General features: G+C 70.9%; 15 protein-coding genes. 6 read left to right on the top strand and 9 right to left on the bottom strand.

Annotation, left to right across the window (positions count from 1 at the left end; all coding sequences use genetic code 11):
- Positions 1–223 precede the first annotated feature (223 nt).
- Positions 224–625 carry a hypothetical protein gene (locus B9C99_RS24520; protein ID WP_088899662.1) on the top strand — a complete coding sequence of 134 codons (402 nt, stop codon included), beginning with the start codon at positions 224–226 and terminating at the stop codon, positions 623–625.
- Positions 626–657: 32 nt separating this feature from the next.
- Here B9C99_RS24520 and B9C99_RS24515 read toward each other — a convergent pair whose 3' ends face one another.
- The 3 genes from B9C99_RS24515 to B9C99_RS24505 form a co-directional block, all read right to left on the bottom strand.
- Positions 658–1089: a CBS domain-containing protein gene (locus B9C99_RS24515; RefSeq protein WP_172415080.1), complete on the bottom strand. Its 432-nt coding sequence runs from the start codon at positions 1087–1089 to the stop codon at positions 658–660.
- A gap of 106 nt (positions 1090–1195) precedes the next feature.
- A complete protein-coding gene (locus tag B9C99_RS24510) occupies positions 1196–2098 on the bottom strand; it encodes an ROK family protein (RefSeq protein ID WP_088899660.1) in 903 nt (300 codons plus the stop codon).
- 22 nt (positions 2099–2120) lie between these two features.
- Positions 2121–2876, bottom strand: coding sequence for a bifunctional 2-polyprenyl-6-hydroxyphenol methylase/3-demethylubiquinol 3-O-methyltransferase UbiG (locus B9C99_RS24505; RefSeq protein ID WP_088899664.1), 756 nt, complete (start codon positions 2874–2876; stop codon positions 2121–2123).
- 166 nt (positions 2877–3042) lie between these two features.
- On the opposite strand from B9C99_RS24505, the gene B9C99_RS24500 reads away from it, so the two are divergent.
- Complete coding sequence (locus B9C99_RS24500) at positions 3043–4272, top strand: glycosyltransferase family 4 protein (protein WP_088899659.1); 1230 nt, start codon at positions 3043–3045, stop codon at positions 4270–4272.
- Here B9C99_RS24500 and B9C99_RS24495 read toward each other — a convergent pair.
- Positions 4183–5934: a hypothetical protein gene (locus B9C99_RS24495; protein ID WP_088899658.1), complete on the bottom strand. Its 1752-nt coding sequence runs from the start codon at positions 5932–5934 to the stop codon at positions 4183–4185. The two genes, B9C99_RS24500 and B9C99_RS24495, sit on opposite strands and share 90 nt — an antisense overlap.
- A gap of 120 nt (positions 5935–6054) precedes the next feature.
- Between B9C99_RS24495 and B9C99_RS24490 the strand changes: the two genes are divergently transcribed.
- The gene (locus B9C99_RS24490; protein ID WP_253250193.1) at positions 6055–7278 is read left to right on the top strand and encodes a polysaccharide biosynthesis protein; all 1224 of its coding nucleotides are present in this window, start codon (positions 6055–6057) and stop codon (positions 7276–7278) included.
- A 28-nt stretch (positions 7279–7306) separates the two neighbouring features.
- Here B9C99_RS24490 and B9C99_RS24485 read toward each other — a convergent pair whose 3' ends face one another.
- The gene (locus B9C99_RS24485; RefSeq protein ID WP_072740554.1) at positions 7307–8542 is read right to left on the bottom strand and encodes a DUF3068 domain-containing protein; all 1236 of its coding nucleotides are present in this window, start codon (positions 8540–8542) and stop codon (positions 7307–7309) included.
- Between the two features lie 246 nt (positions 8543–8788).
- On the opposite strand from B9C99_RS24485, the gene B9C99_RS24480 reads away from it, so the two are divergent.
- Positions 8789–9961 carry an acyltransferase gene (locus B9C99_RS24480; protein WP_088899657.1) on the top strand — a complete coding sequence of 391 codons (1173 nt, stop codon included), beginning with the start codon at positions 8789–8791 and terminating at the stop codon, positions 9959–9961.
- Here B9C99_RS24480 and B9C99_RS24475 read toward each other — a convergent pair.
- The 4 genes from B9C99_RS24475 to B9C99_RS24460 all read right to left on the bottom strand — a co-directional run bounded on the left by B9C99_RS24475 (position 9850) and on the right by B9C99_RS24460 (position 16038).
- Positions 9850–14136: an alpha-(1->3)-arabinofuranosyltransferase gene (locus B9C99_RS24475; RefSeq protein ID WP_088899656.1), complete on the bottom strand. Its 4287-nt coding sequence runs from the start codon at positions 14134–14136 to the stop codon at positions 9850–9852. The genes B9C99_RS24480 and B9C99_RS24475 overlap by 112 nt on opposite strands.
- Positions 14117–14290 (bottom strand): DUF2613 domain-containing protein, encoded by a 174-nt coding sequence (locus B9C99_RS24470; RefSeq protein WP_006552672.1) that lies wholly within the window; start codon positions 14288–14290, stop codon positions 14117–14119. The genes B9C99_RS24475 and B9C99_RS24470 overlap by 20 nt, the downstream gene beginning before the upstream one ends.
- A gap of 140 nt (positions 14291–14430) precedes the next feature.
- Positions 14431–15513: an isochorismate synthase MenF gene (locus B9C99_RS24465; protein ID WP_059383789.1), complete on the bottom strand. Its 1083-nt coding sequence runs from the start codon at positions 15511–15513 to the stop codon at positions 14431–14433.
- 57 nt (positions 15514–15570) lie between these two features.
- Positions 15571–16038, bottom strand: coding sequence for a universal stress protein (locus B9C99_RS24460; RefSeq protein WP_016695522.1), 468 nt, complete (start codon positions 16036–16038; stop codon positions 15571–15573).
- Between the two features lie 113 nt (positions 16039–16151).
- Here B9C99_RS24460 and B9C99_RS24455 point away from each other — a divergent pair, with 113 nt between their 5' ends.
- Positions 16152–17330, top strand: coding sequence for a glycoside hydrolase family 3 N-terminal domain-containing protein (locus B9C99_RS24455; RefSeq protein ID WP_088899663.1), 1179 nt, complete (start codon positions 16152–16154; stop codon positions 17328–17330).
- A gap of 75 nt (positions 17331–17405) precedes the next feature.
- Positions 17406–18014, top strand: coding sequence for a TetR/AcrR family transcriptional regulator (locus tag B9C99_RS24450; RefSeq protein WP_006552668.1), 609 nt, complete (start codon positions 17406–17408; stop codon positions 18012–18014).
- Positions 18015–18096: the final 82 nt, after the last annotated feature.

Raw genomic sequence — 18096 nt, 5'->3', positions numbered from 1 at the left:
CTACTGGCCCTGGCCCGGCGCCTGGTCGATGTTCTGTGGGCGTTGTTGCGTGACGGCCGAGAATTCAGCATCGACAACCCGGCTTCGGTTGCAGTTGCTGCTTGACACTGTCATTGAGAGTCCTTCCTCCCTCGGCTGCACAGTAGGGCGGGGGAGGAGTCGGGTGGCGCGAATCGGCGACCGTCACCACACTGGAGGGTGCCCAACGGTCAGGAGACATGACATGGCGGAGAACAATCCGTTCGGGTTCGATCCCGAAGATCTCGACCGCGTGGTGCGGGAAGCCGGTGAGGAACTGCGGGAACTGAAGGACCGCATCTTCTCGTTCCTCGAGCCGCCGGTGGCGCCGACGCGCACGCAGCCGCGGCCCGAGACCACCGGCGAGAAGGGCGACGGCGTCTGGGTCGTCTACACCACCGACGACGACGGTGTGGCCCGCGTCGACCAGGTCCATCGCACCGAACTCGACGCGCTGCGCACGCTCAAGGGCAACACCGACCCGCGACGCTCGGTGCGGTTCCTGCCCTACGGCATGAGCGTGAGCATCCTCGACCGCCCGAGCGCCACCGAGGAGAGTGCCCCCGGGGACACCGCTCCCGACGACGCCGCGACCGGCGAGAACTGATCAGTTCTCAGCTGCCGTCGTGGAACGACAGGTCATCCACCATCGTGGATGTACGAGGCGAGCTGGTCGCGTTCGGTCTGTAGTTCGTCGATGCGGCTCTTGACCACGTCGCCGATACTGACGATCCCGACCAGCTGAGCGTCCACCACGACCGGCAGGTGCCGGATCCGTTGTTCGGTCATCGTCTCGGCGAGACTGTCGACCGAGTCGGTGGGCAGGCAGGTCGTCACCGTCCGGGACATCAGTTCGTGTGCCGGGGCGGCGAGGATCGACGGTCCGCGTTCGTGGAGGGCGCGTACGACGTCGCGTTCGGTGACGATCCCGGCGACGGTCTTGCCCTCGCACACCACCATCGCGCCGATGTTGAACCGCGCGAAGTCGCCGATGAGCTCGCACACCGTGGTGTCGGGCCCGACCGTGTGCACCGCCGAACCCTTGTTCCGCAAAATGTCAGCAATCCGCATCCGGTACCGCCGATCTGCTCGCAGAGCATCCCGGCGGCCCGCCACCGGTTTCCGCCGGGACTCCGATGTGGTCCTCAGGGTAGGCCGGAAAGCCCGGTGTGCCGGGTCAGGTTATCCAGTCGTGACCTGCGGCGACGATCGATGCGCCGGTGAGGGTGCCCAGGGCGCCGAGTTCGGCGGGGACGATCTGCAGGTCCTGCACGAACCGCAGGCGGGCGTGCCGGGCCGCCGACGCCAGCATCGGCCGCCACAGGTGCCCGCCCGACTGCGCGAAGCCACCGCCGACGACCACGCGTCCCACATCCACAAGGGCTGCTGCCGACGCGATGACCTGGCCCAGTGCCGTTCCCGCCCGCTCGAGTGCCGCGGCGGCGACGCCGACCCCGGCCTCAGCGTCCGCGGCGAGCGCGACACCGTCGGGGCCTTCCCAGCCGTGGGCGCGGGCCCAGCGCACCGCCGACGGGCCGCTCGCCACGGTCTCGATGCAGCCGACGCCGCCGCACGCGCACACCGTCGTGCCGTAGGGCGAGACGACGTGCCCGATGTGACCGGCGTTCCCGGTGCGGCCGCGCACGATCCGGCCGCCGAGCACGAGACCGCCGCCGATACCGGTGCCGAGCACGACCCCGAGCAGGTCGGCGACATCGCGGCCGGCTCCGAAGCGCTGTTCGGCGAGGGTCGCGGCCGCGCCGTCCATCACCAGATCGACGCGGGCGTCGGGGAACACCGAACGCACGGCGTCGACGAGTGCGAAGCCGGAACTCCACTCGGAGATGTTGATCGGGCAGATCGTCCCGGCGTTCGTGTCGACCGGTCCTGCCGCGGCGATCCCCACGGCGGTCACCGGTCCCTCACCGATCTCGGCGACCTCCCGGAGCAGTCCCGCGCACGCGCCCCACACGTCCTTCCGGGGGACCGGCACGGATCGGGCTTCGAGCGGGGTGCCGTCGTCGGCGGCGACGGCCGCGGCGAGCTTGGTGCCGCCGACGTCCAGGGCCAATGCGGTCATGGCGACGACACTAAGCGACGAATCAGCGTCGCCGCAGGACCAGGACCAGGTTGCTGACGAGGAATTCCCGGACGCCGGGCACGTTCACGAGCCACCACGCCCAGTTCGGGTGGTAGCGGGGGAAGGCCGCGAGCAGTTCACCGTCGGGTGTCGATCGTGCCCAGCGCAGACCGTCGGTCGCGCCGACGTCGAACAGCGACACCCCGTACCGGTTCTTCGGCTCCCTGCCGTGTTTGCGGGCGTAACGCCGGGCCGCGTACTCGCCGCCGAAGGCGTGCCACGGGCCGGTCTCGTGCCCTCCGAACGGCCCCCACCAGAGGGTGTACGACAACACCATCAGTCCGCCGGGCCGCGTGACGCGCAGCATCTCGTCGGCCATCACCCACGGCGTCGGGACGTGTTCGGCGACGTTCGACGAGAAGCACACGTCCACCGATCCGGTGCGCAGAGGCAGTGCCAGGCCCGAGCCGCGGATCGCGCCGCCCACCCGCAGGCCGGCGGCGTGCATCTCCGACGGGTCGGGCTCGATCGGCACGTAGCGCGAACCCACCTCGGTGAACGCGTCGGCGAAGTAGCCCGGTCCGCCGCCGACGTCGACGACCGTGGTGCCCGTCAGATCGGCGCCGGTCAGACCGGTGTAGAGATCGCCGATGAGGTCGACGGTGTCGCGCGCGAGACCGCCGTAGAACTTCTCGGGTGCCGTCTGCTCGAACCGGAAGCTGCCGAGCAACCCCACGGAGCGGCGCAGTGTGGCGCGGCGGGCGAACAGCCGGGTCACGTCGGTGCGGGGTCGGATCGTCGATGGCACGTCCAGTCACCTTAGTGCGGGCCCCGCACTCGTCCCTCACCTGTCGCCGACCGGCACCCGCTACTGTGTCCCTGTCATCGTCCGAGTCACATCTGCCCGGCCGGGTGGTCGAGTCGACATACAGGGGGGTCACCGCGTGCGGGAGGTTCTGCTGCTCTGCTGGCGCGATAGCGGGCATCCGCAGGGTGGTGGCAGCGAGCGGTATCTCGAACAGGTCGGGGCACAACTCGCGGCGCGCGGCGTCCGCGTCGTCCTGAGGACCGCCTCCTATCCCGGAGCTCCCAAGCGAGACCGGATCGACGGCATCACCGTCAGCCGCGGCGGGGGACGGCTCACCGTCTACCCGCGCGCGCTCGCCGCGATCCTCGCGGGCAGATTCGGTGTCGGCCCCCTCGCCGGTATCCGTCCCGACGCCGTCATCGACACCCAGAACGGCATCCCGTTCTTCGCACGGCTCGTCGCCGGTGCACCCGTCACGGTGCTCGTGCACCACTGCCACCGTGAGCAGTGGCCGGTCGCGGGCAGGCTGATGGCCAAGCTCGGCTGGTGGATCGAGTCGTCGCTGTCGCCGCGCGTGCACCGCCGCAACCAGTACCTCACCGTCTCCCTTCCGTCCGCCGACGAGCTCCGCGCTCTCGGCGTCGACCGGGAGCGGATCGCCGTGGTCCGCAACGGTGTCGACGCCGTCCCCGCCGGTGTCGCGGTGGGTGACGACGACACGCGCACGGCCCACCCGAGCGTGTGCGTGCTCTCGCGGCTGGTGCCGCACAAGCAGATCGAGGACGCCCTCGCCGCGGTCGCGGCGTTGCGCGGCACCGTCCCGGGTCTGCATCTCGACGTCATCGGCGGTGGCTGGTGGGAGCAGAACCTCCGCGATGCGGCCGCCGAGCTCGGCATCGGCGACGCCGTCACCTTCCACGGCCACGTCGACGAGCAGCGCAAGCACGAATTGCTCTCCCGCGCCTGGGTTCACGTGATGCCCTCGCGCAAGGAGGGGTGGGGGCTCGCGGTGGTCGAGGCCGCCCAGCACGGTGTGCCCACCATCGGCTACCGCAGCTCCAAGGGACTGACCGACTCGATCATCGACGGCGTGACCGGTGTGCTCGTGGACTCACCCGCCGAACTGACCGCCGCCGTCGCCGATCTGCTCGCTGACGCCGACCGTCGTCGTCAGCTCGGCAACAAGGCCCGCATCCGCGCCGGCGAGTTCTCGTGGGAGGCCACGGGGGAGGGCGTGCACGAGGTCCTGTCCGTCACGACCTTCGGGCACACCGTCTCAGGACTGTTCCCGCGCGCCGACGAGCCGTCGACGCTCGCCGACCCGCTGCCCGAGCGCGCAGCCAGCGCCGCCGGCCAGTACCAGTAGCCACACCATGTGCGTCCCGATCGCCAGGGCGCGGTTCGGTGACGGGGCCGAGGTGACTCCCTCCACCCGGTACAGGCTCAGATCCTCGTCCTGATAAGCGGTCTCGAGCGCGTCGAGTGTGCTCTGCGCGTCACCGAGTTCGCCCGGCGTGCCGTGCTCGACGAGCACCCAGCCCACCCCGCGCGCGGCGAGCGCACTCGGGTCCGCGCCGGACAACAGCAGAGCTTCGACGTCCTCCGCGCGACGACCCTCCCCGGCGACACTGCCCTCGGCGACGATCAGGGTTCCGGTCTGCAGGACGTCGGCGCGCAGCATGCGCGGGGACGGATCGAGCACCGGTACGGGCCCGGAGAAGTCGAAGACCCGGAACATGCCCGCGGGCAGCACCGCCACGTCGCCGTCGTCGGCCGTGACGATCTGCGAGACCCTCTCCCATCCCGACGGATAGCGCACGGGTTGCAGTTGCCCGCCCACACCCCACACCAGGTCCGGCAGCGCAACCAGCACGGCGGCGATCGCGGCCGTCGCCCAGACCGGTTCGGGCGCCGCGAAGCGCCGCGCGAGGACGGTCGTGCCGGCCGCCGCGGCGAGCGCGTAGGCGGGCATCGCCCACGCGACCCACTTCTGGGTGTCGCGCAGCAGTCCCGCGCCGGGCACGTTCACCATCGCCCATTCGCCGACGGCGAGTCCCGGGCCGGTCGCGGCGAGGGCGATGGCGAGCACCGCGAGGACGGCGGGCACCACGACCGCGACGATCACCGGATTCCTGCGTCGCCGCCACAACGCCGGCACCCCGCACGCCACCACCGCGAGCAGCAGCAGGGTGCCCATCAGCGCCCATGCCGTGGTGCGCGAGGCGGGGACGGCTTCGGCGTTCCAGATCCCGCCGAGCCCCGCCACCGAACCGATCGTGCCGAGCAGCGGTTCGGCCCGGGCGGCGAAGGCGCGCACACCGGCCGGGTCCGCTTCGGTGCCGCCACCGGCGAGCGCCGTCGCGATCAGCCACGGCAACGACACCGCGACACCCAGCGCGAGTGCGCCGCCCACGCGCGGCAGCACCCGCGTCCGCTCACCGGGGGCGACGAGGACGGCGCAGGCCGTCACGATCGCCAGCAGGGCGCCGGTCGGGGTCAGCCCCGCAGCGGCCAGGCAGACCGCCAGCGACGCCCAGCCGCCGCGTCTCCGTCGCCGGATCGCGACGGCCGCACAGATCGTCCACGGCAGCGCGGCGTACCCGGCGAGCAGACTCCAGTGCCCCTGCAGCAGCCGCTCGGCGACATAGGGATTCCAGATCGCGACCGTCGCCGCGACGAGCCGGGCACCGTGTCCGCTCGCCGGCAGCACCACCGCGACCAGCCGTGCCGCACCCCATCCCGCCGCCCACAACGACGCGACGAGCAACGCCGTGACCGCGACACCACCGTCGACGACGGTGCTCACCCACGCCAGCAGGGCGTCCTGCGGTACCGCGCGGGCGGCGGCATCGGACAGACCGAGGGCGGAATCGGTGAGGAACGATCGGGGAGTGCTCACCGCGTCACGGAAGAGCAGATAGCCGGGGGAGACGAGGAACGGACCGAGCACCGCGACCGTCAGGACGAGGGACCAGACCGCCGGGAGAGCCGCCGTCGTGAACATGCGGGACGACTCCGGGCGGGACATGGCGGCAGAATACGGTGTCGTTCCGGATGGGAGGATGGGCGGATGCCGCGAACACCCCGACCCGCGTCGGAGGGCACCGAGACCACTCGTGGTTCGACGACGGGAACCGCCGTCGCCGGTATGACACTGGTGACGGTCGGCGCGATGACCGCGAACCTCGCGTCCTATCTGTTGCACCTGCCGGCGGGACGCTGGCTCGGCCCCGCCGGATACGGCGAGTTCGCGAGCCTGCTCGCCGCGCAGCTCGTCCTCGCCGTGCCGGCGCTGGCGTTGCAGACGGTCGTCGCCCGGGAGGCCGTGCACGGCACCGGTGTCGCGGCGCTGCGTCGTCTCGGTTACCGCTGCGCCGTGCTCGCCTTCGTCGTCGCGATGCTCCTCGTGCCCGTCGTGGCGTGGGCGCTCGACACGAGTGTCGGGGGCGCGTTCGGGTCGCTCGTCACCGCGCCGCTGCTCGTCCTCCTCGCCGCCGAACAGGGTCTGCTGCAGGGGCGGGGCAGGTTCGCAGCGCTCAGCGTCGTCCTGGCCGGAGCCGGCATCGCGAAGGTGGTGCCGGCCGTGGCGGTGCTCGCCGTCGGAGGCGGCCCCGGTGCCGCGCTGTTCGCCGGGGCGCTCGGCACGGGTGCGGTCGCGCTGGCCGCGAGTGTGCTCGTGGGCCGGACGTCGGGTGGACGGACGGAACCGGTCCCGACCGCCGGGGCGGTGCTGCGTGCCTCCCAGGTGCAGCTGGCCCTCATCGCGCTCACGTCGCTCGACCTGCTGCTCGCCCGCATGCTGCTCGATCCCGATTCCGCCGGGTTGTACGCGCTGGGGGCGGTGGCGACGAAGGTCGCCTTCTGGTTGCCGCAGGCGGTCGGTGTGGTGCTCTATCCGCGGATGGCGAATCCCGCCCAGTCGGCGGCCGCGGTGCGGTCGGCGCTCACCGTCCTCGTCGCGATCGGCGCGGTGCTCGTCGCCGGCGCGGCGATCTGCGCACCGATCGTCCCGATGCTGGTCGGCGACGCCTACGGGCCGGTGCAGTCGCTGCTGTGGCTGTTCGCACTGCAGGGCGCGTGTCTGGCCGTCCTGCAGGGCGCGCTGCTGTCGGCGATCGCCGGGGAACGTACCCATCTCGCGCTCGTCGCGTGGGTGGGCCTCGCCCTCGAGGCGGTGCTGATGTTCACGGTGGCGTCGACCCTGCGGCAGTTCATCGCCGTCGCTGTCGGTGTGGCCGCCGCGACGGCCGCGGTGGTCGCGGTGCTCGCTCTGCGCGGTGCTGCAGTGGCCCGGTCGTCCACGGACGACGCGGTGACCCCGTCCACCGACGAGTCACCCGCGAACCACACCGCCCCCCACCGGGATCGGTGAGGGGCGGCTCGGTTCGTCTACCGGACGATCACTCCTGCGTCGGAGGCTTCCGCAGATCGGTGCGCGGGATCTCCTGCGTTCGATCCGTCGTCCAATCACGCTGCTGCGCGTTCGGATCGGTCTGGCGCGGGATGACCTCGGTGCGGTCCTCGGTGTGATCGCGCTGCGCGCCGCCCGAATGCGCCGGGCCGACCGTGGTCGTGGCCGGACCTGCCGGGGCGGGACCGCCGGTCGCGGTGGCCGGACGACGGTTGCCGCCACCGCGGATGCCGAGTACGAAGCCGACGATCAGCAGGATGACGCCGAGGATGCCGAGGATGATCGGCAGGGTGCGGCCGAACAGCGAGATGGTGTCCTGGCCGTCCTTGGCCTGGCCGATCTGGTACTCGATCGTCTCCTCGTCGAACGGCAGCGTCACGTTGAGGACCGTCACCTCGGGCTTGTCGGCCTCGCGGGCGTAGTACTGGTCCTGCTGCTCCTGGCCCTTGACGACGACACCGGTGACCGGGTCGACCCACAGGTCGCGGATGTTGTTGTACCAGCGGGTCATCGTGATCGGCTCGTCGCCCTCACCGACACCCCAGGTGGAGGCGGGCAGGCTGAGCTTGTAGGTCGGGACCTCGGGGTCGGCCTTCGAGAGGTCGACCGGCCCGATCTCCTGGCTGAAGTGGTAGACCTTCATGCCGTTGATCTCCTCCTCACCGACGAAGTCGATGGGGAAGTTCTCGCGAGCGTTGATGTCGTAGTACGGGTACGACTCCTGCTGGACGTCGAACGGGAACTTGTACTGCAGTCCGGCGCGGTTGTCGATCTCCACCGGCGGCTTGTCGGCGCTCACCTGGATCGTGCTCACGCGCTCCGGGAACTCCTCCTCCGAGACGGGCATGGAGGTCTTCCGGTCGATCGTGAGACGGTCGACGACGGCCGAGACCAGGCCCGTGTCCCCTTGCATGTCGAGTCGTCGCACGGTCTGGCCTGCCTGCAGCGTCATGACCTCGGCGTTCGAGGGATCCTCGACGGTGACGAAGCGCTGCGCGACGATCGGCACGTCGCGATCGACCTGCGCGTTGCCGGCGAGCAGCTGACGGGAATTGAGGATGTCGCCCGTGCCTTCGGCGACCGTGGTCACCTCGAGATCGAGCGGTGTCGTCCTCAGCTTCCCGAGCGTGTACGTCGGCACGAGAATCGCGATCACCAGGAGGAAGGCCCCCAGGCCCACCAGAATCATTGCCAGTATCCGGCCGGAGCTCGAACGCTCAGCCATGCTTTCTCCTCACTCAACGGTCGTCATCGAGTACCCCCACCGGCAGCAGCAGGGCTGCACGGATCGCCTGGCATCCGGCCCGCGAACACCACGTGAGCTCAGACACTAACAGCCCGGTATGGCAATATGCGCGCCCGCTCACCGCTGGGACGGATCCGTAGTCGATCTTCGTCGTTGCCGGGATCGTCCCGTTCCGGATGATCCTGCTCTGTCCGCCGCTACCGCGACACGGCACACTGGTGCCCGATGACCACCACCACCGACCGGAACCGCAGCATGAGCGGATTCCTTCCGGCACTCGAAGGGATGCGCGGCTTCGCCGCGGTGGGCGTGTTGATCACCCACGTCGCGTTCCAGACCGGCGCAGTGCACGACCCGCTGATCGGCCGGGTGTGGGCGCGGTTCGACCTCGCCGTCGCCCTGTTCTTCGCCCTGTCCGGTTTCCTGCTGTGGCGTCCGCACGCCGCCGCGGCCCGCGCGCTGGGGCCGTCCCCCTCGACGACCCGCTACTTCCTCTCCCGCGCGACCCGCATCCTCCCCGCCTACTGGACCGTCGTGATCCTGGTGCTGTGGTTGCTGCCCGGCGCGGGCGGCGGCGCGACGGTGTGGTGGTCGAATCTCGCGCTCGTGCAAGTGTTCGTCCCACTGACCCTCACCGAGGGGCTCACCCAGATGTGGAGCCTGTCGGTGGAGGTGGCCTTCTATCTCGTGCTGCCGCTGCTCGCCCTGGCGGCGAGCGGGCTGCGCGGGGACGCCGCCCGCTACCGCGTCCCGCTGCTGCTCGCCGTGAGCGGACTGTCGCTGCTGTGGGCGTGGGTTCCGGTCGGCACCCCCGACCACATCAACCACACCAACTGGCTGCCCGGCTACCTGCCCTGGTTCGCGGCGGGCATGATCCTCGCCGAACTCGTCACCGGACCCGAGACGTGGATGCACCGGCTCGCGGCGCGACGCACGGTGATGGGAGCGATCGCCGTCGCCGCCTTCGCGGCCGCGGCCACCCCGCTGGCCGGACCGGAGACGCTCACCGATCTCGCACCCACCGAATACCTCGCCAAGATCGCCCTGGGCGCGATCATGAGCTTCGCGCTGCTCGCCCCGCTGACGCTCGCGCCGCGCCGGCAGCACCGTGTCCTCGCGAGCCCGGCCGCGCTGGCCGTCGGACGGTGGTCGTACGGCGTGTTCATCTGGCACCTCGCGGTGCTGTCGATCGTCTTCCCCGTCTTCGGGATCCCGGCCTTCGCGGGGCACTTCTGGTTCGTGCTGACGGTGACGGTCGTGCTGAGCCTGGCCGTCGCGTCCGTCAGCTACGCCCTCGTCGAGGAGCCGGCGCGTGCCGCCTTCCACCGCTGGGACAAGGCCCGGCGCGGCACCGCCGCCAGACCCACCGCGACCACGCCGACGAGCGCCGCGAACTGAATCAGGAACGAGTGCCCGACATATCCGTCGGGTGATCGCCACGGCCCGGTGGACAGCAGCGCCATCGCCAGCATCGTCGCGCCGCCCGCGGTGCCCACGAGCACGCGCGACGCCACGACGGGGCCGCGGCGCACCGCGAGCGCACCGATCCCCGCCGCGCCGGCGACCGCGACGGCGGCACCGACCCATCCCGCGAGGAGCGTCGCGGCGACCAGCACACCCGCCAGTGCGAGAACCGACGAACCCCAGGTGCGCGGCATCGGACCCGGATCGTCGACGCGCCGCCGCGGCCACACGGCCGCCGCGAACAACGGGACGAGCAACAGCAACCCGCCAAAGATCCCGAGCCGGTACCAGCGGTCGGTCGCGAACTCGAGGGTCAGCGTCTGCTCCGGACCGGCCGGCACGATCCAGCCCTGCTGCCAGCCGTCCACGACGACCGGCGTCGCCACGGCACCGTCCGGGGTGCGGGCCACCCAGCCGACGTTGGTGCTCTCGGGCACCACCACGAGCCGGTCCTCGTCGCCCGCCGGAACGGTCACTTCGCGCAGGTTCTCCGTCCAACGGCCCTTGTCGAGTTCCGTCGGCTCCGCGACGGGCGCACCGGAACCGGGGACGTCGAGCCGCAGGCCCGAGACGACGAAGGCCGCACCGGGATCGACGTCGATGTCGACCCGGCCCGGGTTCATGCCGACGACGTCGGTGTCGCACAGCGTCGCAGGAACCTCCACGCCCGCCGCGAGATCTGCGACCCGCGCGGTGAGCGATGTGCGATAGGTGCGCCCGTCGATCTCCACGACGGGTCCACGCTCGCAGTCGACGGTCACCGTCTCGTCGTAGACGGATCCCTGTGCTCCGATCGGCCCGTCGTCGCCGAGCACCGACACCTCGGCGAGCCCGGGCGGGCTGAGTTTCGAGAAACCCAGCACGGTGCGGTCGAGGGTGTCGCGCCAACGCACCACGGTGAGTTCGATCCGGTCCGTGACGTGCGGGGTCAGGTCGACGATCGTGTCGTCACCGTCGAGTTCGCGCACCTGCGGTCCGTTGCCGAGATTCACCGCGACCCGCGACGGCGCGACCGGCAGCGCTCCCAGCGCCGCCCTGATGTCCAGCCCCGTGACGCGCTGTTCCTCGGGCAGCTCCAGCGTGAGCGACGGCCGCGGCGCACCCGCTTCGAGCGAGCTCTCCTCCGCGGTCCACGACGTCCGCGGATCACCGTCGGTGAGGGCGAAGGCCGAGCCCTGCAGGTCGACGACGTCGGCGTCACCGCGCGCGACGACCCGATCCGAGCGGTCCACGAGATCCTCGAGCGCCGGCCCGGGACGCGCGCGCAGGAGCAGTTCCGGGCGGACCCAGGTCTCCTGCGGCACGTCCAGGGTGCGGGTGAACATGCCGGGTTCCTCGGCGGAGGTGGCAAGTCCGCGCGCGCAGCGGACGCGGTCGTCGGTGTCGACACAACTGCCGCGACCGGGGAACTCCTGTCCGAGCTGCCATCCGCGCACCGCGGCGTCCTCGGCCGGGCCCGGCACCACGATGCGGCGACGGATGTCGATCGGGCGCGGGTCGTTCCGGTCGGTGAAGTCCTCGACGACCACCTCGGTGAGACCGAACTGGTTGCCGACCGTGCCGCGTTCGGTGTGCACCGATGTGATGCGGATCCACGAGGTGGTACCCAGCGGCAGCGCGACCGTCTGTTCGCGTCCCGGCTTGTCGACGCGCACCGCCGTGCTGCCCCGGTCGGTGGACACCTCGAGCCACTTGACCGGATCGCCGAGGGCACCGGAACTCGTCGTCAGGTGCAGCAGACCCGCCTCGATCGGCCGGTCGAGGTCGAGCTGCAGCCACTGGCCGACCGCCGATTCGAGACCGTTGCTGTGCCAACCGGTCGTCGGGTCGCCGTCGACCACCGCGGCCGGGCTGCTCGCCACCGACGTGCCGCCGAGCTGGGTGGCATCCGACGCCGCGCTCGACACGCTGATGCGGGCGCCTTCCCACTCGGCCCGGACGAGTTCGGTGTCGGGCACCGGATAGTCGGGGACGGCGTTGTGGGTGCGGCGCGGGTCGTCGGCCGTGCGGATCGTCGACGAATGATGGTCGACCTGTCCGTAGTCCGTCTCGCGGTCCGTCGGGGTGTCGGTGATCGTCACCTCGTCGACGGGCAGACCCGCACGGGCCGCGTCGGCCACGAGGAGTGTGGGACCGACGAACTCGGGCTGCGCGGTGTTGCGGCGCAGCAGCGCCTCGGGGCCACCCTGCACGACCGGCACGTCGGCGGCCTCCACGACATAGGGGCCGACGGGCGCCGCGGCCGGCTCGGCGACGCGGTAGATCTCCACGGCCGGATAGACCGGTCGCAGGTCGGCGTCGGTGACGAAGTCCTCGGGGTTGTCGAAGACGATGTCGTCACCGAACTCGGCGACCCGCTCGATGCCCGGCGAACCGTCGAGCGTGCGGTGCACGAGTGCCGGTCGCGCGGCGGGGGAGGTGTCGGGATCGAGGTCGTTGCGCACCACCAGGAAGCCGATGCCCTGACCGCGCAGGGTCGCGGCGAGACCGTCGGACGGGCGGCCGTCGGCGATGTCGCGTTGCACGGCGTCGAGGGCACGGATGGCGCCGGGCGGCACGAGCGGGACGGCGTCGCGCACGGCCCACGGCGTCGACGCGAGGGCCTGCAGCGGTTCGTCGCGGGTGAGACCCCACATCTGGCTGCCGAACGGCGCGCCGGGAACGATGAGGGCGCGTTCACCGCGCTCGCTCGTGTTGTCCTCGAGCCAGGCCGCCGCGGCGTGCCAGTGATCGGGGACCTCGTCGTAGGCGCCGCGCGGAGCGAGCCTGCCGGTCCACGCGAGTGAGGTCGCGAGCGTCATCGCGACGAGGATCAGCGTCGTCACCGCGACCATCGGATTGCGTTCGGGATGCGCGAAGGCGTTCCGGGCACGCGTCCACGGCACCGATCCGGGCAGGGGCACGGCGCGCAACAGGTGTGCGATCCCGAGCACGATCGGCAGTCGCACGAGCGGTTCGAGCTTGTGGACGTTGCGCAGCGGCGCACCGGCGGTGTCGAGGAACAACCGGACCTGCTCGGCGAACGGTGAGTCCAGCTGGCCGACGTAACCGACGCCCATGCCGACGAGACCCACCACGAGGATCAGGGTGAAGCGACCGCGCGCGGGCATCGACCGCATCGCGAGACCGGCGAGGCCGGCCGCCGCCAGGGCGCCGGTGACGAGGACGGCGGCGGGCTGCGTGACGAGCACGGCGCCCGCGATGCGTTCGGGGGAGACGAAGGGCGTCCAGCTGCTGGTGCCGCGCAGCACCTCGGCGAGCGACGTCCATTCGGTGGTGACACCGGACGATTCGATGAAGTCGAGGAAGGGCGGACTGACGCGCCCGAGCAGCAGCAGCGGCACCATCCACCAGGTCACCGCGACGACGCACAGCGGCAGCCACCACAGCGTGAAGCGCCACCAGCGCCGGTTCGGGCGGTGCGCGGCCCACCACAGGGCCGCGACGAGACAGGCCGCGGCGGTCGCGACGGCGTTGATCGCGCCCATGAGCGCCACCGCCACGGCGGACTGCGCAGCGAGCCGGCGGGCCGAGCCGGGGTTCTGCGTGTTCAGATACCGCACCAACGGCAGCAGCACCCACGGCGCCAGCATCATCGGATGTGCTTCCGACGAGATGGAACCGAGCGTCGTGAGGACGCGCGGGGACAGCACGAACACCGTCGCCGCGATCAGGCGGGAGCTACGGCTCCCGATACCGAGGGCTTCGGCGAGGCGGACGAGGCCCCAGAATCCGGCGACGAGCAGCAGCACCCACCACACCCGCTGGGTGATCCACGGGGGGATGTGCAGCAGTTGTCCCGCGGCGAAGAACGATCCGTGCGGGAAGAAGTAGCCGTACGCCTGGTTCTGCACCTGCCCGAGCGGCGCCACACTGCTCCACTGGTGAGCGGCGCGCGTGAGGAAGCCGATCGGGTTCTGCGTCAGGTCGTACTTGGTGTCGGCGACGACCAGGCCCGGAACCTGGGCGAACGACAGGACCACCGCCACCGCGGTGACTGCGTACAGCCACCGACGGGACAGCGGTTCGGCGGACGGGAGCTCCGTCTCGCCTCGGTACGTGCGTGAACTCGAAGCGTTGCCGGCGCCGTCAGCGGCTGCCGTACTCAACCTGGTTCAGGAGGGACGAATCGGCGTTGCCACTGCGATCGATCTGAGGGCGCGAATTCTCCTGTACAGCGGCCGTCACGCCGAAGACCGCCACGGCGCCGAGTACGGCACCGACGACCACGCTACCCAGGCCCGGTCCCAGGAACTTCCCCATTCCGTCTCCCCATCTCCAGTGACGCAGGCAGTCATCGCCGGCCGCCACGCTGTCTATCGGTCCGCGCCAAACTATCACCCCGGAAGGCGTCGGCGGACGGTGCGAGCCTCCGAGTCGATCTTCACCGTCGCGGCGGTGCGCTACACGCCCAGCGCGCCGAGCAGCGTGCGCAGTTTCGCGGTGGTCTCGTCGAGTTCGGCGACGGGATCGGAATCGGCCACGATGCCACCTCCGGCCCAGGCCACGGCGCGTCGGCCGTCGGAACTGAGCTCCGCGCACCGGATGGCGACGAACCAGTCGCCGTCGCCCTGTTCGTCGCACCAGCCCACCGCGCCGCCGTAGAAGCGCCGGTCGCCCTCGACCCGGGAGATCACGTCCAGCGCGGCCTCGGTCGGGGTGCCCGCCACGGCCGGGGTGGGATGCAGGACGTGGGCGAGGGTGAGCGCGTCGGTACCGGGGTCGCGGAGGGTGCCGGTGATCGGCGTGGCGAGATGCCAGACATCGGGGGTCGCGGTGAGCTCGGGCTTGTCGGGGATGTCGAGGTCGCTGCACAACGGGGCCAGTCGCGTGCGGATCCAGTCGACGACGAAACCGTGCTCGGTGAGGTTCTTGTCCGAGGTCAGCAGTTCCTCACCGGCACGACGGTCCTCGTCCGGATCGGCCCGGCGTGCGGCGGTCCCGGCGAGGGGACGGCACGTGACGGTGTCACCGCGTCGGCTCACGAGCAGTTCGGGGGTCGCGCCGACCAGCGTGTGCCCCCAGTAGCGTTCACCCGCCGCGCTCAGGTCCAGCGCGTACGTCGCCGCGTCGGGATGGCGTTCGATCATGCGGGCCGCGAGCGCGAGCGGGTCGAGGGGGTCGTCGGCCTCGAGCGCGACCCGCCGGGCGGCGACGACCTTCTCCATCTCCCCGAGGGACAACCGCTCGACGAGCCGGCGCACCCGCTCGACGTGCACGCGGGGCAGTGGCAGCTCGGCGGAGATCCGCACCGGTGGCAGGTCCGACAGGTCGGACGGGGCCTGCCACGGGCCGTCGGTGATCTCGACGTCGTCGGGCTGCGCGAGGGCCACCGGACGGTGCCGCGAGAACGGCAGTGCACCGACGACGATCGTCGCCTTGCCGCTGCGGAGTGCCTGCGTGGCGGAGTGGACGTCGTCGAAGAACCGGCGGGTGCCGGTGGCGTGCACCGAGCGTTCGGCGCGCGAGAGCAGGAATCCGTCCATGGTGGATCGACAATATCCCTGCCTGTACCCGGCGCGCCGGTGACCCGGTGCGGGGCGTCAGCGACCCGGCGGCACGATCAGGACCGGTCTGTGACTGTGCCGGAGCACATGATCGGCCACCGACGACTGCAACAGCGACCGCAGACCGGTGGTGCCGCGGGTACCGGTGACGATGATGTCGACGTCGAGCTCGTCGGCGGCCTCGATGATCGCCGACCACACCGCGTTGACGACCTCGACGGTGCGGCCCTCGGCGTGCAGACCCGTCGAGCGGGCCAACTCGAGGCCCTCGTCGTTGGTGATGCGCGCGTCGGACAATGCGACGTCCTCGCTGTCCTCGTCGGGCACCCAGTCGGGTTGCATGACGCCGGACAGGCCGGACATGCGGGCGGCCTGCCGGACCATCGGTTCCCAGGCGGTGACGACGACGGCGCGGCACGACTCGAGGAAACGACCCGCATACTGCACGGCACGCTTCGAGTTCTCGGAACCGTCGTAGGCGATGAGGATCAGATCTGCGCCCACCGCGTACCCCCTGGGTCGGATTCGGATGCTCGGGTGCACCTTAACCCGCCGGAGCGTCCCTGGGGGAGGTTCGAGCTGTGGGTCTCCGAGGTTCGTCCGCTACCGTCGGCACCATGCGGATCCGTCACACTGTCGCCGCCGTGCTCGCGGTCGCCCTCACCACCGCGGGATGCGGTTCGTCCGATTCGGGCGGCGACGACCCGGTCGAGGCGACGTCGAGTTCGGCGACCGCCCCGTCCACCACCGCGACCGCCACGACCACCGAGGCGACCGCAGCTGCGACGTCGGCGACCTGCGGCGACGATCTGCTCGCCCGGCTGACGCTGCGGCAGAAGCTCGCCCAGTTGCTCAACGTCGGGGTCACGAGCGCCGCCGACGCGCAGGCCGTCGTCGAGTCGGAGCAGATCGGCGGCATCTTCATCGGCAGCTGGACCGACGCGTCGATGCTCACCGACCGTCTCGTGCCGCAGGTCGCTGCGCAGAGCGCGTTGCCGCTCATGGTCACGATCGACGAGGAGGGCGGCCGCGTGTCGCGCGTCGGCGACCTGTTCGGGCCCGACCCGTCCGCGCGGGAGACGGCGCAGACGATGACGGTCGACGAGACCTACCGGATGGCGTTCGAACGCGGACAGGAACTGAAGTCGCTGGGCATCACCGTCGACTTCGCGCCGGACGTCGACGTGAGCAGTCAGCCCGACGACTCCGTCATCGGCGACCGCTCGTTCTCCGACGATCCCGAGGTCGTCACGCAGTACGCCGGCGCCTACGCGCGGGGACTGATCGACGCCGGAATCATGCCGGTGCTCAAGCACTTTCCGGGACACGGCTCGGCCTCCGGCGATTCGCACACCGGTGCCGTGACCACCCCGCCGATCGAACAACTGCAGCAGAGCGATCTCGTGCCGTACCGCAGTCTGGTCTCGCCCGAGGTGGGTGTCATGCTCGGCCACCTCGACGTGCCGGGACTGACCGGCGGACTGCCCGCGAGCATCAGTCCGGCGGCGGTGGACCTGCTCCGCTCGGGTGCCTACGGCGGCCCCGCCTTCGGCGGCGTGATCTTCACCGACGACCTGTCGGGGATGCGCGCGATCACCGACACCTACGGCATCACCGAGGCCGTCGAGGCCGCGATGGTGGCGGGTGTGAACCAGGCGCTGTGGCTGACCACCGACGAGGTGCCCGCCGTGCTCGACCATCTCGAGCAGGTCGTCGCGGAGGGCACGCTCTCACTCGAATGGGTCGACGAATCGGTGCGGACCGTGACACGCGCGAAGGGCGCTCTGGACTGCTGAAATGACGCAGGTTGCTTCGACCGCAGGCTACCTACCGTAGAGTAAGAACTTCATTCGAGGAGTCCGGGAGGAGTCATGGCGGGCGGAACCAAGCGACTGCCGCGTGCGGTCCGCGAGCAACAGATGCTGGACGCCGCCGTCGAAGTGTTCTCCGAGCACGGTTTCCACAACACGTCCATGGACGCCATCGCGGCGCGGGCGTCGATCTCCAAGCCGATGCTCTACCTGTACTACGGGTCGAAGGACGAGTTGTTCGCGGCGTGCATCGCGCGCGAGGGGCAGCGGTTCGTCGAGGCGCTCACACCGGCAGGCGACCCCACCCTCGCCCCGCGTGAACAACTGCGGGTCGCGCTCGAGTCGTTCCTCGGCTTCGTCGACGAGCACCGGCCGTCGTGGATGGTCCTCTATCGTCAGGCGTTGTCGCAGCAGGCCTTCGCACCCCAGGTGCAGGGCAGCCGCGACCGGCTGATCGAACTCACCGCGCACCTGCTCGAATCGAGCACGCGCGATCCGGAACCCGACACGAACTTCACGATCATGGCCGTCGCACTCGTCGGTGCGGGTGAGGCCGTCGCCGACCGCATCGCCGGCGGTGAGATCGACGTGCAGCAGGCAGCGGATCTGCTCGAGAACCTCGCCTGGCGTGGTCTTGCGGGACGCAAGCGTTCCGATCAGATGCACTGAACCGTCTCACTGAGAACGCCTCGGCCACAAGGGTATTCACCACACGAGGGTTCGGGCGGGGTGGAACGCCCCCATCGCGTCC

The organism is Rhodococcus sp. BUPNP1, assembly GCF_002215235.1.
In the GTDB taxonomy this organism is placed as follows: Bacteria; Actinomycetota; Actinomycetes; order Mycobacteriales; family Mycobacteriaceae; genus Rhodococcus.
Note: the sequence above shows the minus strand (reverse complement) of the source record. Positions and strands in the feature narration are given on the sequence as shown.

Excerpts from the sequence above, each read along its gene's own strand:
- B9C99_RS24520 (WP_088899662.1), top strand. The coding sequence starts at position 224 with ATGGCGGAGAACAATCCGTTCGGGTTCGATCCCGAAGATCTCGACCGC.
- B9C99_RS24515 (WP_172415080.1), bottom strand. The coding sequence starts at position 1,089 with ATGCGGATTGCTGACATTTTGCGGAACAAGGGTTCGGCGGTGCACACG.
- B9C99_RS24510 (WP_088899660.1), bottom strand. The coding sequence starts at position 2,098 with ATGACCGCATTGGCCCTGGACGTCGGCGGCACCAAGCTCGCCGCGGCC.
- B9C99_RS24495 (WP_088899658.1), bottom strand. The coding sequence starts at position 5,934 with ATGTCCCGCCCGGAGTCGTCCCGCATGTTCACGACGGCGGCTCTCCCG.
- B9C99_RS24490 (WP_253250193.1), top strand. The coding sequence starts at position 6,055 with ATGACACTGGTGACGGTCGGCGCGATGACCGCGAACCTCGCGTCCTAT.
- B9C99_RS24485 (WP_072740554.1), bottom strand. The coding sequence starts at position 8,542 with ATGGCTGAGCGTTCGAGCTCCGGCCGGATACTGGCAATGATTCTGGTG.
- B9C99_RS24480 (WP_088899657.1), top strand. The coding sequence starts at position 8,789 with ATGACCACCACCACCGACCGGAACCGCAGCATGAGCGGATTCCTTCCG.
- B9C99_RS24470 (WP_006552672.1), bottom strand. The coding sequence starts at position 14,290 with ATGGGGAAGTTCCTGGGACCGGGCCTGGGTAGCGTGGTCGTCGGTGCC.
- B9C99_RS24465 (WP_059383789.1), bottom strand. The coding sequence starts at position 15,513 with ATGGACGGATTCCTGCTCTCGCGCGCCGAACGCTCGGTGCACGCCACC.
- B9C99_RS24455 (WP_088899663.1), top strand. The coding sequence starts at position 16,152 with ATGCGGATCCGTCACACTGTCGCCGCCGTGCTCGCGGTCGCCCTCACC.
- B9C99_RS24450 (WP_006552668.1), top strand. The coding sequence starts at position 17,406 with ATGGCGGGCGGAACCAAGCGACTGCCGCGTGCGGTCCGCGAGCAACAG.